General features: G+C 59.7%; 13 protein-coding genes and 2 pseudogenes. 6 read left to right on the top strand and 9 right to left on the bottom strand.

The features are described from left to right. Nucleotides 1-81 precede the first annotated feature (81 nt). Together ACV229_RS16340 and ACV229_RS16335 are read left to right on the top strand one after the other, a co-directional pair. Entirely contained in the window at nt 82-1002 is a 921-nt protein-coding gene (locus ACV229_RS16340; protein WP_448084137.1) for a LysR family transcriptional regulator, read from the top strand. Nucleotides 1003-1105: 103 nt separating this feature from the next. After that, nucleotides 1106-2026, top strand: coding sequence for a LysR family transcriptional regulator (locus ACV229_RS16335; protein WP_448084136.1), 921 nt, complete (start codon nt 1106-1108; stop codon nt 2024-2026). 31 nt (nt 2027-2057) lie between these two features. Here the strand turns inward: ACV229_RS16335 and ACV229_RS16330 are convergent, their stop codons facing one another. Beyond that, nucleotides 2058-3026: a PDR/VanB family oxidoreductase gene (locus ACV229_RS16330; RefSeq protein WP_448084135.1), complete on the bottom strand. Its 969-nt coding sequence runs from the start codon at nt 3024-3026 to the stop codon at nt 2058-2060. 251 nt (nt 3027-3277) lie between these two features. After that, a pseudogene (locus ACV229_RS16325) lies at nt 3278-3605 on the bottom strand (spinster family MFS transporter); the annotation flags it as partial. Nucleotides 3606-3648: 43 nt separating this feature from the next. Here ACV229_RS16325 and ACV229_RS16320 point away from each other — a divergent pair. Then, nucleotides 3649-3771 (top strand): annotated as a pseudogene (locus tag ACV229_RS16320) (transposase); the annotation flags it as partial. Nucleotides 3772-3943: 172 nt separating this feature from the next. Here the strand turns inward: ACV229_RS16320 and ACV229_RS16315 are convergent. The 7 genes from ACV229_RS16315 to ACV229_RS16285 form a co-directional block, all read right to left on the bottom strand. Then, nucleotides 3944-4978 carry an ABC transporter substrate-binding protein gene (locus ACV229_RS16315; protein WP_448084134.1) on the bottom strand — a complete coding sequence of 345 codons (1035 nt, stop codon included), beginning with the start codon at nt 4976-4978 and terminating at the stop codon, nt 3944-3946. Nucleotides 4979-5238: 260 nt separating this feature from the next. Then, nucleotides 5239-6477 carry an adenylate/guanylate cyclase domain-containing protein gene (locus ACV229_RS16310; protein WP_448084133.1) on the bottom strand — a complete coding sequence of 413 codons (1239 nt, stop codon included), beginning with the start codon at nt 6475-6477 and terminating at the stop codon, nt 5239-5241. A gap of 26 nt (nt 6478-6503) precedes the next feature. Continuing rightward, nucleotides 6504-9041 carry an ATP-binding protein gene (locus ACV229_RS16305; RefSeq protein WP_448084132.1) on the bottom strand — a complete coding sequence of 846 codons (2538 nt, stop codon included), beginning with the start codon at nt 9039-9041 and terminating at the stop codon, nt 6504-6506. Nucleotides 9042-9516: 475 nt separating this feature from the next. Beyond that, nucleotides 9517-9813, bottom strand: coding sequence for a hypothetical protein (locus ACV229_RS16300; RefSeq protein WP_448084131.1), 297 nt, complete (start codon nt 9811-9813; stop codon nt 9517-9519). Between the two features lie 72 nt (nt 9814-9885). Further along, the gene (locus ACV229_RS16295; protein ID WP_448084130.1) at nt 9886-10488 is read right to left on the bottom strand and encodes an HAD family hydrolase; all 603 of its coding nucleotides are present in this window, start codon (nt 10486-10488) and stop codon (nt 9886-9888) included. Between the two features lie 191 nt (nt 10489-10679). Further along, entirely contained in the window at nt 10680-11729 is a 1050-nt protein-coding gene (uxuA, locus tag ACV229_RS16290; protein ID WP_448084129.1) for a mannonate dehydratase, read from the bottom strand. Nucleotides 11730-11900: 171 nt separating this feature from the next. Beyond that, a complete protein-coding gene (locus ACV229_RS16285) occupies nt 11901-12611 on the bottom strand; it encodes a FadR/GntR family transcriptional regulator (protein ID WP_448084128.1) in 711 nt (236 codons plus the stop codon). A 282-nt stretch (nt 12612-12893) separates the two neighbouring features. Here ACV229_RS16285 and ACV229_RS16280 point away from each other — a divergent pair, with 282 nt between their 5' ends. The 3 genes from ACV229_RS16280 to ACV229_RS16270 all read left to right on the top strand — a co-directional run bounded on the left by ACV229_RS16280 (nt 12894) and on the right by ACV229_RS16270 (nt 15884). Further along, nucleotides 12894-14195, top strand: a complete 1302-nt coding sequence (locus ACV229_RS16280; RefSeq protein ID WP_448084127.1) for an MFS transporter — start codon at nt 12894-12896, stop codon at nt 14193-14195. Between the two features lie 86 nt (nt 14196-14281). Then, nucleotides 14282-15016: an SDR family oxidoreductase gene (locus ACV229_RS16275; RefSeq protein ID WP_448084126.1), complete on the top strand. Its 735-nt coding sequence runs from the start codon at nt 14282-14284 to the stop codon at nt 15014-15016. 19 nt (nt 15017-15035) lie between these two features. After that, nucleotides 15036-15884 (top strand): fumarylacetoacetate hydrolase family protein, encoded by an 849-nt coding sequence (locus ACV229_RS16270; protein WP_448084125.1) that lies wholly within the window; start codon nt 15036-15038, stop codon nt 15882-15884. Nucleotides 15885-15887: the final 3 nt, after the last annotated feature.

Genomic DNA, 15887 nt, shown 5'->3' with positions numbered 1-15887 from the left:
GCGGGCCGCCGGCGATGGCGTTTCGCCATGCCGCCGCAACGCGCGGCGGTGCTGGGCGCCCGCCCGCGGTTCGCGAAGACCATGACGAAATCCAACCCGGTCGTCACCGACCTCAATCTGCTGCGGGTGTTCCTGGCGATCTCGGACCTGCGCAGCCTGACGGCTGCCGGCGAGCGGCTGGGGCTGACGCAGCCGGCCGTCAGCCACGCGTTGCGGCGCCTGCGCACGCTGTTCGACGATCCGCTATTCGTTCGCACGCCGAGTGGCATGGCCCCGACCGATGCCGCGCGCCAGCTGCACGGTCCGCTGACCAAGGCGTTCAGCATCATCAACCTTGCGGTCCAGCAACTCGCACATTTCGATCCGGCCACGGCGGAACGCGTGTTCCGGATCTCGATGTCCGACATGTCGGAGTTCTATTTTCTGCCACCGCTGCTCGCGAAGCTGGCGGAAATCGCGCCGGGAATTCGGCTCGAAATCGCGAGCACGGCGGTCGAATCGGTCAGCGCGGCGATGCGCGCCGGCGAGATCGATCTCGCGCTTGGCTATGTGCCCGATCTCGGCCCAGGCTGCGTGAGCCAGACCTTGTTCTCCGACGAGCATGTCTGCATGGTGCGGGCGGGGCATCCGCTGCGCAAGCGCGCGCCGACGCGGGAAGACCTGACCGCGCTGCGCTATGTGTACGCCAGCAGCAACGCGACCGGCCACCGGATGGTCGAGACCTGGCTCGACGAGTTGCACTTCGCGCGCACCGTCGTGCTGCGTCTGCCGCACTTCATCGTCGCGCCGGAGATCGTGCAGCACACCGACCTCGCGATCATCTTTCCGCGCAGCATCGCCGAGCGTTTCAACCGCGGCCACGTGTTCCGGATTTTCCCGCTGCCGTTCGCATTGCCGCCGATCGACATCCAGCTGCATCTGCACGTGCAGTTCTCGGCGGACCCCGGCGTCGCATGGCTGCGCGGGCTCATCTACGAGATGTTCCATCGGCCCGACGCGTGACCGTGGGCGCAGACGCACGACATAGGGCGCCGCCATCTTCAATATCCGACCGGTCGATTTAAAATCCATGCAAGAACAAATCCGGCAAATATTGGAGGCTGGTATGACATCCGTCGATCATCTCGATCTGAACCTGCTGCGTGTGTTCCAGGCGATCGTCGAGGAGCGCAGCCTGACCAAGGCCGGCGAGCGGCTCGCGCTGTCGCAGCCGGCCGTCAGCTATTCGCTCGGGCGGCTGCGCACATTGTTCGACGATCAGCTGTTCATCCGCACGCGCGCCGGCATGCAGCCGACGCCTGTCGCGCTCGAACTCGCCGGCATCGTCGGCAAGGCGCTCGACATGGTGCGCGAGGCGTTGCGCTATGCGGAGAGCTTCGATCCGGCGGTCAGCACGCGCACGTTCCGGCTGTCGCTGTCGGACGCGGGCGAGATGGCGTACCTGCCCGCGATCTGCCAGGCGCTGCGAGAGCAGGCGCCGCGCGTGACGCTCAGCGTGCGGCCGATGCCGGTCGAGGAGATCGAGGAGGCGCTGCGTGCAAGCAAGCTGGATTTCGCGATCGGCAACCTGCCCGAGCTGATGCCGCGCACGCGTCATCAGTTGTTGTTCGAGGAAACCTATGTGTGCATGACGGGCCGCCGCCGTGGATTGCCCGCGACGCCGGCGTTGACGCTGGAGCAGTTCGTTCGCGCGGCGCACGTGAACGTGAAATCCGTCGAGCACAGCCACCACGCGCTCGACGATGCGCTTCGCGCGCAAGGCGTGGGCCGCAACATCGCGCTGGAAGTCCCGCACTTCGTCGCGCTTCCGGGCATCCTGTCGGTCACGGACTGGTATGCAACGCTGCCGAGGCGGCTCGCGCAGATCCTCAATCGCGACAACGCGTTTCGCCTCTACGAACTGCCGGTATCACTGCCGTCGGCGCCGGTGACGATGCATTGGCACGAGCACTTTCACGAAGACGAAGGCATCGCGTGGATGCGTGCGCTGCTGGCCCGCATCGTGCAGCACTTCGACGCGACGTGACGGCCGGCGAGGCCGCTTGGCACCAGGTGCGTCAGAGATCGAGCACGAGCACTGCCGAACGCGCGCGCGACACGCAGCAGCAGATGACCGTGTTGCTCGCGCGTTCGGCCTTGCTCAGGCAATGGTCGCGATGGTCGGGCTCGCCGTCGACGACCGGGACCATGCAGGTGCCGCACACGCCTTCGCCGCACGACGTGTCGACCTCGATGCCGATGCCGGCGAGCGCGTCGACGATCGACACGTCGCCCTCGACCCGCACGGATTTTCCGCTGCGCTGCAGGCGTACTTCGAAGCCGTCCGCGGGCGCGTCGGCGCTTGCCTGTGGCTCGGCCGCGAAACGTTCGAGGTGGATCGCGTCGTCGGGCACGCGCTTCGACGCGGCGGCGACCACTTGATCCATGAACGGCGCCGGGCCGCACGTATACACATGCGCGCCGTCGCCGGTCGTCGCGATGCAGCAGTCGAGTTCGGCCGCGAGCCGGTCCCGTGCGATGCCGAAATGGAGCACGACGTGCGGCGCGAACGGCGCGCTCGACAGTTCGGTGACGAACGCAGCCTGTTCGCGACCGCGTGCGAAGTAGTGTAGCCGGTAGCGTGCGCCGCGCTTGTCCAGCGCGCGGGCCATCGACAGCAGCGGTGTGATGCCGATGCCGGCCGCAATCAGCACGTGCTCGCTGGCGTCGTCGGCCAGCCGGAACAGGTTGCGCGGCATGCCGATCGACAGCTCCGTGCCGACCTGCACGTCGTCGTGCAGCGAACGCGAGCCGCCGCGCGACTGCGTTTCCTTTTTCACCGCGAACAGATAGCTCGAGCGCTCGTCGGGATCGCCGCACAGCGAGTATTGCCGCGTGACGCCCGATGGCGCGGTGACGTCGATATGCGCACCGGGCTCGTAGGCGTCGAGCGGCTGACCGTCGGCGTGCGAGACCCGGAAACAGCGGATGTCCTGCGCCGCGTCGATCAGCGCGTCGATCCGGACCTTGTGACAATTCGCTTGCATGGGTAATCCCGTGATGAATTCGATGATGAGGCCACGCGGCGATGCGCCGCCGGGGAGCCTGCAATCGAGGATAGGGATCGGCTTCGCATAAATCAAATCGATTAAAAAGCGGAACGTTAATCAGCCGTGTCGATAATCTAATGCGCCGCTCCGCACCGAGTGCCGCCTGCACGCGTGCGTCCGGCGGGACGAACCCGCCGGACGCACGCGAATCGTCAGCTTGCCGGCGAGTGGGGCGCGATCGGCGCGTTGCCGAGCGTATAGCCGGCTTTGACGGCCGTCATGCCGAAATGGCGGATATAGAACGCGGACGTCCAGCTCAGTAGGCAGTACAGCGTCATCGCATAGCACGAGAAGCCGAGGTAATGGCACGAGAACGTGTTGCGGTGTGCCGCGACGAAGCGCAGCGAGCCGCGCATCGACACGCGCTGGATGCCGCCCGCGTGGTCCTGCGCGAGCCCTTCGCGCTGCGGATCGTGCACGGTCGCGCTGAACAGCAGCGCGACGAACAGCTCGGTCAGCCCGACGTTCCGGAACGTGTCCTGCCGCATGCACCTGCCCGACGAGAGGCAGCGTGAACTGGGGCCTGTTCACACTACTGGTTTGAAGTGATGCTTCGGAGATGGAAATCTCCGAAGCCCAATTCAAACAGATCGAACGTTGCCTGCCATGCCAGCGAGGCAATGTGAGTCTGTCGAATCTGCAAGTGCTTAACGCGATCCCCTACGTTGCCGAGCACGGTTGCAGTGGCGCGTCCACATCGGGATTGGCGCGCCAATCGAAGGGCCTCGGACATCGTGAACAGCCCAAGATACCACCGAAGGTCGGACCTCCGTACGCCGAATATGCCTCGCCGGGATCGGTGCGAAGGTACTGGCAACGGGTATTGTCACCGCGATTCGTCTTTCAGCATGAATTCAGTTCGCGTAGATGAATCGCCTAACATTTGGATCGTCGATGTTCGATTTGTCCATCACGACAAACCCGGTCGCCTTTGCCGGCGGAACGGGCTTGCCGCGAATAGCGGTAACGGCAAATTTGACGCCGTAATACCCCATGTCAGCAGGGCGTTGCGCGATTGCGTCGTCGACCAGACCGCTTTTTAGGTCTTTGTCGATGCCGGGCAGCGCGTCGAAAACGATCAGCTTAACCTTGCCACTTTTACCCGCCATATGAATGCCTCGCGAAGCGCCTTTGCCGGAAACCGTATTTGCAGCGAATACGCCGGCGAGGTCAGGCGTACTCGCCATGACCCCTGAGACGTCCGCGAACGCTTTGTTCGGATCGTCCTCGTTGTAAAGCGTCGGCAGAACCTTGATGTTGGGATACTTCTTCAACTCTTCCTTGAAACCCTCAACCCGTGCGTCCGTACTCGAAATGCCGGGCTTCACGCTTTCGCAATAGACGGATCCACGTTTGCCGATCACGTTTGCAAGCACACGAGCAGCAATGCGTCCGCCTTCGGTGTTGTCCGACGCGATGTAAGACAGCGGAAAGTCGGCGTTGCCATGGCCCGTCTGGTAGATACCAGTGCCGATATACGTGTCGACAGTAATGACCTTGATGCCCGCCTTCTGAGCCTCCGCTAGCGGTTCAATGAGTTGTTGTGCATCCACTGGTGAAATGAGGATCGCATCCGGTCGCTTGGCGACAAGCTCCTTAAGAATCGGTAGCTGTTCGGTCGTGCTCCAACTCTTCGGTGCCTGGAATAACAATTGCACTCCCTCTTCGGCGGCGGCCTTTTCGGCACCGCGGTACATCGTGACGTAAAACGGATCAACGAATCCAGCGAGTAGCACAATAACGGGGTGCATCTTGTCTGAGCGAGCCGGGTGGATACCTGCAAACACAAGAAATAGTGTGCTCAGCAACACTGTGAGCGCGCACCTGCCACGTCGTGCCGCACGTAACACGCCCGTCGATATGGCACATCCGCTCCTCAAAATGAGCATGCCCGTCTCCTTGTCTAGGTTGCACTTACAGTACGATTCTTCGACCGTTACGGCTCCGTGCCGGCTATCGCAGCGAAGCGTATCGACAAGATCTCAACAGCGACCAGACGGTGCGCGCAAGGGGCGGCCGAGGGTCTCCGCGTGTGTGTGGTATTGGCGTATCGACTTGTGATAATAGAGGCCAAAGCCGCATTGACGGCTTGTCGCTCGACATCGCCACCGGGCCGCCACAGCGTGTGAAATGCGTGCCCGCATGAGGTTTACGCTGCCTCCTCTCTGTGTCCTGGTACCACGGGGCCTCTTGGTGCATTCGATCCAGGCGAGTTGCCGGCTCTGCCAATCAGGAACCAGGTGTGGAACTTACCCGCGCCCTTGGCCTGGATGGTGCCGCGATCTTCGAACGTGAATGCGTCGCCAAGCAGTCTGCGGGTCGTCTCCGTCACCTGCACGCGCCCGGCCACACCGCATGATTCCATACGGCTCGCGATGTTGACGGCGTCCCCCCACAAGTCATAGATAAACTTCTGCTTGCCGATCACCCCTGCCACGACTGCGCCGCTGTTCAGGCCGATGCGCAGTTTCAGCGTGTGGCCAGTGCGCGAGTCGAACCGCGCCACTGCGTCCATCATTTCCAGCGCCATGTGCGCGGCACGCACAGCGTGATCGGCGGTTGGCACGGGTAGCCCGGCAGCGGCCATATAGGCGTCGCCGATGGTCTTGATCTTCTCGAGACCGTAGTCGTCAGCGATAGTATCGAAGTCGGTGAAGATTTCGTTCAGCACGGCTACCAGCTTTTCGGGGCGCATGCCCGCGGAAAACCGGGTGAATTGCACGATGTCGGCAAACAGCACCGTGGATTGCGGAAAACTGTCGGCGATGATTTCCGGTAGGCTGCCGGTGACGAGGTCGGCGCGCGCCTTGAGGCGTTCGGCGATCGGCGAAGGCAGCAGCGTGAGCAAGAGCCGATCGGAGATTTTCTGCTCAGCCAGCACCTTGTCGTACATCGTTTGTAGTTCGTCGCGCTGCCGCCGGATCACATCGCGGCTTGCCTGAAGCGCCTCCTCGGCCTGCCTGCGCTCCATGATCTCCTGCTGAAGTTGCGCGTTTTGCGCCTCTAGCTGTTTTCGCATCGCATGCAGGCTCAAGTGCGTGTTCACGCGTGCGATCACTTCCTCGATCTCGATAGGCTTGGTGACATAGTCGACGCCGCCCGCCGCGAAGCCATTGACCTTGTCCTCGGTGTCAGTCAGCGATGTCATGAACAAGACGGGTACATCGCGGATACCGTCGCGCGCCTTCAACAGCTGGCAGGTCTCGAAGCCGCTGAGGCCGGGCATCATGACGTCGAGCAGGATAAGGTCGGGCCGCACGAACTCCGCTCGTTGCAGCGCTTCTTCGCCGTCCTCGGCAACGACGATACGAAAGCCGCGGGCCTCCAGGCTTTCCACCAGGATGCCCAAATTGGCCGGCGTGTCATCCACTATGAGGATGGTTTGCATGCAGGACTCGGATGCCGCTTGCTTTGTCACGACGATTGCCTCTTTTCCAGATAATGCTCCACGAGGCTGAGGATGGCTTTGGAGCGGTAACCCTTGGCGAGCAGGCAAAGCTGGTCGGCGAAGGGGCGAAAGCGCTCGTCGAGTTGGATCAGGTGGGCGGCGTGCTGGACGATGGCGCGCATGTTGCCGAGCCTGGCCAACTGGTACAGCGCTTCTATCTCCTCTGGTGGCGGTGTGATCAATGGACCGCCGGGAACGCCCGCCGAATGTTCAGCCGTCTCGAGCGACTCGGTAACTTGTGGCTTCGGAAGCTCGTAAGTCCATTGCACCTTCAGGAGCATAGCGACCTCCGCAAGGAGACCGTTGAAATCGATCGGTTTCGCCAGAAAGGCACTCGCGCCGGCCGCCCGGCATTTCTCCGCATCCGTTCCGGACGCGCTCGCAGAAATTGCAATGATGGGCAGACCGCTGAACTCAGGTAGTTCGCGCAGGCGTCGCGTGGCTTCCAGTCCGTCCATCTCGGGCATCACGACATCCATGAGGATCAGCGCCGGTCGCAGTGCTTCGGCCTTTTCCAACGCTTCGACGCCGTTGCCTGCTTCGATCATTTCGAAGCCGAGCCGGCCGAGCATCTCAACTGCCACCGCGCGGTTCTCTGCAACATCGTCCGCGACCAGTACGGCCTTGCGCGGCCCCTCGTAGCCGTTGACGGCCCATTCAGGAGGGACCGGGGCCGCTTGCGGCTCCACAATCGGCACATCCAGTGCGAACGAGAAGGTGCTGCCGCGGCCAGGGTGGCTCTCCACATGAATCTCTCCGCCCATCAATCGCACGAGCTGCCGACTGATGGCCAGACCCAGGCCCGTGCCTCCAAACCAGCGCCGTGCCTCGTCGACTTGCTCGAACGGTCGGAAGATTGCTTCCAGGTGCGCTTCGTCGATGCCGATTCCCGTGTCCTCCACTGCGAAGTTCAGCTGCCCAGGGGGGGTGAAACCGACCCGCAGACGGACGCTTCCTCGCTCTGTAAACTTGACGGCATTGGAAAGCAGATTGAGCAGCACCTGGCGTAGCCGCTTTTCGTCGAGGCGCACGCCGGTGGGCAGATCGGGCGCAACATCGTAGACGAAGGATAGGCCCTTTTCCGATGCCTTGACCCGAATCGTCTCGGCGATGAAGCGCAGAAACCGCTCGGGCGGGATGTCGGAAAGGTTCAGCTCGACCTTTCCGGCCTCGATCTTTGCCATATCCAGGATATCGTTGATCAGCGACAGCAGATGCTCGCCGCTGCGCTGGATGATCGACAGTCCGTCGATCTGGCGCGGGTCGAGCGCCTTGTCCTGGCGCAGGATTTGCGAATAACCGAGAATGGCGTTCAACGGTGTGCGCAGTTCGTGGCTCATGTGGGCAAGAAAGTCGCTCTTGGCCCGGTTCGCGGCTTCGGCTGCACGCCGCGCCCCCCGTTCGGTTTCCATCTGTTTGCGCTCGGTCAGATCGAGCACGAATGCCACCCCGCGGTGCTGCGATCCCTCGAAATGCGCACCGCCGATCAATACCGGAACGCGACTGCCGTCTTTGCGCAGGTAAGCCTTCTCAAATGGCGTGAAGCGCGATTCATGGGTGAGTTCCTCCATGGCCCGCGTATCGGCGGCGTGGTATTCGGGCGGCGTCAAATCGGTCCAGCGGAGCGTGCCGGATCGCAGCTCTTCGCGGCTACGTCCGACGATGGTCAGGAAAGCGTCATTTGCCTCGGTGATCCGGCCGTCGGCGTCCCAGAATAGGACTCCAATGATGTTTGATTCCACGAGCTGTCTGACGCGCGCCTCCTGCTCGCGCAGCGCAAGGGTGCGCTCCTCGATCCGGGCGCTCATCGCATTGATGCCTTCCTGGAGCTTGCCGAACTCGTCCTGCGCCGTGATGGCCGGGATTCGGGCTGACAATTCACCGCGCTCGATTCGATTGACGCAATCCAGCGTCGCACGCATGCGCCGCATCAGGCGCCGTCCGAAGAAATTGAGGACCACGGCGTTGATGGAGAGAAGTAAAAAGGCAGTCCCGCCGATGGCCCGCAGAAAGACGCCGCGGCTTGCCAACATCTCATTCTTGTCTACGGAAATCGCGATCAACCAGTTGGGCGGCTCGAGCGTGGTGAAAGCAGCAAAGTGGGGTACGTCTCCACTGGCGTAGTATTCGATGACGCCCGTCCCCTTGCGAGACATTCGCTCGACAAAATCAGTCGCGAGTCGGGTTCCAGCGCGGCGCGTCGGATGGTAGACGATACTGTCGTCGGGCAACGCCACGATGAACAGTTCGGCGCTCTGCAGGCCTTCCTTTTGCCGAAGCTGGGCCTGTAAATCCGCTGCCGCGGCGGACGCCGGCTGAACGCCGACCCCAATGAGGGCTCGCCGCATGACCTCGCGGGCATTGGTCACTTCGGTCCGCAGGACATACTCCTCGAACCGGTACAAGAGGTCGTTGAGGATGACCGTGCCCACGCCCAGCGCCAGCACGGTTGAGGCGAGAACTATCGCGATCGACAGGAAATTGAAGCGGGTCGTAAGCTTCATGAAGAGGCCCCAACATTCGAGCCACGACAAAAATGATACTCGACCGCGTCCCCCTTGGTAGAAATCTCGACGAGCTTATCCGCCTGTAGGCGAGGCCTATTCTTGGCTGGTGTAGGCAAGTCCAACCTTCCGGCCCAGGGAAAGTTCGGAATCTGGTCCGTCGTCGTTGGGTTGCATCATTTTGTTCCCGCCCATTGGTGTGCCAGATGGGCTGCCGACCGGGAACAAAATTGCTTCAAGACGCTTGCCAGAATATTGTTTTGCTCCCCCGCGGGCCCGGTGGCACCAATGCGTCGCCGCGCCGGAGTATGAAGTTGGGCCAAGCAGCAGTCTTGGGGCCGGCGCAACGGCGCCGATACGGCCGATGGCCGTCCGCGTGGATCCCGTGCGCGACGAGTCTCAGAACCAAATCCTACATGGACTGTTCGCGCACGCTGGCAAACTACTCTGCACGAGGTCAGTTCGAGTAAATGAATTACCTAATATTTGGATCGTCGATGTTCGACTTGTTCATCACGACAACCCCAGTTGCCTTTGCCGGCGGAATGGGCTTCCCGCGAATAGCGTCGACGGCAAATTTCACACCGTAATATCCCATCTCGGCAGGACGTTGCGCGATTGCATAGTCGTTCAGACCGCTCTTCAGGTCGTTGTCGATGCCGGGTAACGCGTCGAACATGAATCGCGTATGGGGCAGGCAGCCGCGCCTTCCGTTCAGCACCGAAGTCATCGTCAAGGCAAATTCAAAGAATCGATGTGGATCGTGGATCATCCAGCGCCACTTTGTTAGGATAACAATCCCATCGTCGGATGATGGCCAGCAACCACCCAGATGCCGAAAAGATCACCTCAGCGTCGCGATATCAACAACACGCATGCCCGCCCTGCGTCCGGCCTCGAGACCTTCGACACTGTCTTCGATAACAAGACACGCGGAGGGTTCGACACCTAGTCGCTTTGCAGCCTCCAAAAAAATGTCGGGAGAAGGTTTTCCCACGGTTACGTCGTCGAACGTAACGACGGTATCAAACGCGTGGCGAAGTTTGATCGCATCTAGCGTGGCCTCGACAAGCACCCGCGGGCCGCCCGACGCAACTGCCATTTTACGGAGGCCAGCGTTTCGATATACGATCGAAGTAGCCGCGCTGATTTGTCGGACGTATCTGACTCTCTCGAGATATAAGGCGGGCAAGAGCCCTGAAATCTCACACCATTCGGGAGCGCTTCCATCGCGCAACCACAATTCTTCCATCAAATTTTTCCCGGACAGCCCGACGCGCTGGGCGTACCATCCTTCGTGCAGCTCGTGGCCGTACCGTCGAAGTACAATTTTCAGGCAGGTGAAATGAATCGGTGCCGTCTCGGCGAGTGTGTTATCACAATCGAAAATTATCGCTCCGGCGCCGTCTTCGATCAAAGGTGGCTTTAAGATCAAGTCTTGCTTCATGCTGTTTCCTGATTCGCTGCGGCGATCAATCGACCTTTCCCTCCTTATCGCACTAGGAGGAAAGAAAAAGGTGCTCCCCGGATCAAGGATGACTCGATCCGGGGATTAATGAGCAACGTACCGATGGTGAAAAGCCCGTGCCGTCGGTCTGGCCCACGCTGTTCACTCGTTTCCAGCTAGCTAGCCACGATTCATCGCGACTGAGCTTCCTTTACAATGCCTTCCCACAGTCCGTTGATATACACGGCTCCAAGAGCACGGTCGTAGAGGCCATATCCCGGCTTCCCCTTCTCGCCCCAGATCATGCGCCCGTGATCGGGCCGGAAATAGCCTTGGAAGCCGGATTCATAGTACGCACGGACAATCTCGGCCATATCCAAGGACCCGTCCGCGGATCGGTGTGCAGCCTCATGGAAGTCACCCTTTTCATTGACTTTGACATTTCGCAAATGTGCAAAGTGAACGCGACCACGCCCTGCAAACTCGCGCACAAGCGAGGCGACGTTGTTCTTCAAATCAGCCCCGAGTGAACCGGAGCAGAGTGTGAGGCCATTGGCCGGATCATCCACGATCGAAAGCGCACGCTCGATATCGTCCCGATTCTTGACGATCCGAGGGAGCCCAAACACCGATCGCGGCGGATCGTCTGGGTGAAGGGCCATCTTGATGCCCACCTCGCTCGCGACCGGAATGACGCGGTTGAGGAAGTATTCGAGCCTGCCCCACAGGGTTTCCTCATCTACTTTCTGATACTCCTGGAGAAGGGACCTCAATTCGTCGGGCTTGTAGCTGACATTCCAGCCGGGCAGGGTAAGCGATTCGTCACCCTCGGCTGCACTGATAACGTCCACGTCGAAGGCGAGCGTCGTCGAGCCGTCGGGCAGCTCTTTTGCTAGCGTCGATCGAGTCCAGTCAAACACCGGCATGAAGTTGTAGCAAACCACCTTGATCCCGCACGTAGCGAGATTACGCAGGGTTTGACAGTAATTTTCGATATATCGGTCTCGGGTATCAGTTCCGCGCTTGATATCCTCGTGGACGGGAACACTCTCGATCACCTCAAGCGTCAAGCCATGCGCTTCGATTCGCTCCTTCAAGGCGCGAATCTTGTCGATCGGCCACACCTCCCCAACGGGGACATCATAGATTGCGGACACGATGCCGGTCATGCCTGGAATCTGACGAATGTATTGGAGTGAAACAGGATCCTGTTCACCGTACCACCGGAATGTCATCTTCATTAGTAGACCGATATAATTGTGACGGGAATCAAAAGATTCCCATTAAGGATGCGGCTTAACGCCAAGGCGTTCAGCCGCCAAAAGCCATCAAATTGCTGTTGACCTCGAGAGTTTGGACACTTCAAATCAAGCAGCACAGGCAACGATTGACACAGGCCGTGGTATGCGCTGCTACTCGAACTTCGAATTCAATCTTTCTTCGGCATTATGCATGTGTGCTTGCATTGCCTTCGCAATTCTTTTCTCATCACGGGCTACTAACGCAGCGAAAATCTCTTCATGTTCCATCATCGATTGCTTCCATACTTTACTGCTGAGGAAGTGGTTCTCCAGTTGGTAGTACAGAGGCGCAGTTCGATGTTCCCAGAGAGTTTCCAGCAGCAATACGTAAGCGCCGTTACCTGAAGCTTCGGCAATGCGCATGTGGAAGCTACGGTCGGCGGGAATCAATTCCGGTTCACCGACCACGCAATACCTGAGCTTCTCCAAGCATTCGCGGACGCGAGCGATCTGCTCCTCAGTCGCATTTCTCACCGCCTGTACTGCAATCTCCGTCTCCAGGTACGCCCTTGCACGAATGACATCGAAAGGGCCAAGCGAGGCGGGCTGAGCACTCAAGTGAGGGCCGCTGCGAAGGTCGATGTGAGGTTCGCGCCGCAGTACATATACCCCTGAACCGCTTCTTACCTCGACGACTCCTTCAATTTCGAGAGCGATCAGCGCTTCTCGCACAGTCGAGCGGCTCACTCCCAATCGCGCAGAGAGGTCGCGTTCCGCTGGCAAGCGTTCTCCCACGCTGAATTCACCGGCATCAATCAATCCGGCGATCTGCGAAGCAATTTGTCTGTAGAGCCGCTGCGGCTCGATGGTCTGGAAAGGCATGTTCGTAGTGTAATGTGGTCCGGCCACCCGGCCAAACTCGGGAAAACCCCGATGCGAAAGCGGCAAAAAAGCCTCGCCAACCGGCTTATGCGCTGGTTACCATTCGATCTGGTCCGGTGGTCCGGCCAATTGTAGCTTGAATGAAAGGTCAGGCGGGCCTGGTAGGTCGATCACACCGGACTTACCGTCTGTTTCACTTTTTCTGCTTGGTATCGCTGTCCATCCGCGCGAACACCACCAAAAGCCGCTGCTTACGGGTATGCGGGATATCTAGGAGACACCATGCGAAAGAATCGCTGGTTCGTAATCTTCCTCTGCTTCTTGGCAATCACCATCAATTATATCGACCGAGCTAATCTGGCCGTCGCCGCCCCAGTGATACAGAAGGAACTCGGAATTGGGGCCAGTGAAATGGGCTTGCTGCTGAGCGGGTTTTTCTGGACTTACGCACTGATGCAAATGCCGTTCGGTTGGTTCGTCGACCGAGTCGGAGCCCGAATCGCGCTTCCGCTTGCGGTCGGGTGGTGGTCGATCTTCACTGCTGTAACCGCCGCGGCATCGAGCGTGGCGGGCATTTTTGGTTGCCGCATTTTGCTCGGCGCCGGTGAGGCCGGAGCCTACCCGTCGTGCGCGAAGATCGTCAGTCAGTGGTTTTCTACGAAAGAGCGTGCCTTCGCAACGAGCATCTTCGATAGCGGATCGCGAGTTGGCTCGGCGCTTTCTATTCCCGTGGTGGCTGCGATTGTGGGGCTTTGGGGGTGGCGCGCGTCGTTCGTGATTACTGGCGTGGTCGGACTGGTCTGGGTCGTGGGGTGGTTCCTTATCTATCGAGAGGGCGACACTATCGCGACCAACAACGTTCAAACGTCGGCCGCAGTGCGCTCGAAAGTCAGTCACGCAGAGACGGTCTCTTGGCTTTCTCTCTTCCGGTATCGAACGCTGTGGGGAATGATGCTGGGTTTCTTTTGCCTGAATTTCGTCATCTACTTTTTCATTACCTGGTTTCCCACGTACCTCGTTCAAACGCGCGGTTTCTCATTGAAGTCGCTGGGCACGCTCGGCACGATCCCCGCGCTAATGTCGATCGGCGGCGGCTGGCTCGGAGGATGGGCATCCGACGCGCTGTATCGCCGCGGATGGAGCCTGACTGCTGCGCGGAAGACCTGCATGGTAGGCGGCATGCTGACTTCGTCCGTAATTACGTTGTCCGTATTCACTGACAACACTTATCTCATGCTCGCCTGTTTCGGGACCGCGTACGCAAGTCTCGCGTTTGCTGGCGCAAGCATTTGGTCGCTGCCGGCAGACGTAGCTCCGACGCCTGCACACGTTGCGTCAATCGGGGGTATTCAGAACTTCGCTTCGAATAGTGCCGGGATTCTGATCACCACATTCACGGGGGTCATGCTGTCGCTCACACACGGCTCGTTCACGATTCCCCTCGTTGTTGCGGGAGCATTCAGCGTAATCGGGGCATGCAGCTACCTTTTCATAGTGGATCGGATCGAGCCGCTTCCGATCATCTCGGACAACTCGAGCTCGGCTCACAAAGTCCAGGAACCCACCCCACGAGGGCTCAATTAACCATCGACCTTGGTGCAAGGTAGGAACGCTTATGTGCCAGACACGCTCACCAGTCGAGCCCATCGTTCAAAAAATGGAGATTTGAAATGCGACTTGAAGGTAAAACAATCGTAATTACAGCAGCGGGAGCAGGAATCGGCAAAGCCACGGTTTTGGCAATGGCAAAGGAAGGCGCGCAAGTATGGGCGACCGACGTCAAGTCCGAGTTGCTGCAGGAGTTTGTAGGCGTGCAGAACGTGCGGACGGCTGTGCTCAACGTCCTCGATCGTTCCGCGATCAACGATTTCTTCTCTTCAATCCCCAAAGTTGACGTCCTCTTCAACTGTGCTGGATTTGTTCACAACGGCACGATTCTGGATGCGACCGATGAAGAGTGGTCATTCGCGTTCGATCTAAACGTCCGCTCAATGTTTTGGACCATTCGTTCCGCGTTGCCGAAGATGCTTGCTTCCGGCGGAGGAAGCATCATCAACATGGCTAGCGTTGCGAGCAGCATCCGTGGTCTGCCCAACCGTTTCGTGTATGGCGCATCGAAGGCCGCGGTGATCGGTCTCACTAAGGGCGTTGCCGCGGATTTCGTCAAGCAAGGCATTCGTTGCAACTCGATCTCGCCGGGCACCGTGGACACTCCGTCTCTTCAGGATCGAATCAATGCTTACGACGATCCCGTCGAAGCACGAAAGAACTTCATCGCGCGCCAACCGATGGGGCGCCTCGCACAAGCAGAAGAGATCGCCCCCGTCCTTATCTTCCTCGCCAGTGACGAATCTGCATTTGTCACCGGCCAAAACTACGCCGTCGATGGCGGCATGACTATCTAAACCATACTGGAGGCTATCCATGAAACTTGCCCGCTACGGTCAACCCGGAAATGAGAAACCCGCTATTGTCGACGCTACTGGCGCATTGCGCGACTTGAGCGGCGTCATTTCTGATATCACCCCCGAGCAACTGAGCGACGACGGACTCGCGAAACTGCGTGAAATTGACGTTGAGAAGCTGCCTGTTGTCGACGGGGCTTCCCGCATCGGCTGCCCGCTCCGTGGCGTCGGGAAGTTCATCGCGATTGGTCTCAACTACACAGACCATGCCGCGGAAACCAATCTTCCCGTTCCCAAAGAGCCGATCGTCTTTTCCAAAGCGACCACATGCATTCAGGGGCCGAACGATTCCGTCATGCTGCCCCGCGGCTCCGAAAAGACCGACTGGGAAGTCGAGCTCGGCGTCGTGATCGGTAAGCGTGCCCGTTATGTTGAGAAGGACGACGCGCTCAACTACGTGGCGGGTTATTGCACGATCAACGACGTAAGCGAGCGGGAGTATCAACTGGAGCGAAGCTCGCAATGGGACAAAGGCAAGGGCTGCGACACGTTCGGTCCCATCGGCCCCTGGCTTGTGACTCGCGACGAGATCAAGGACCCTCAGAACCTTTCGATGTGGCTCGAAGTGAACGGCGAGCGCATGCAAACGGGCAACACAAGAACGATGATTTTTAACGTTGCCGACATCGTTAGCCATGTTAGTCAGTTCATGACGCTCATGCCGGGTGACGTCATCACGACTGGAACCCCGCCGGGCGTTGGTTCGGCAAAGAATCCGCCGCGGTTCTTGCGAGCTGGCGATGTCGTCACTCTTGGCATCGAAGGGCTCGGCGAGCAAAAGCAAACGGTGATTCCGTTCGCGTTGTGAGAA

It is taken from the genome of Burkholderia sp. MR1-5-21 (assembly GCF_053427715.1).
The sequence above is the reverse complement of the archived record's forward strand: the minus strand, read 5'-3'. Positions and strand labels throughout refer to the sequence as shown.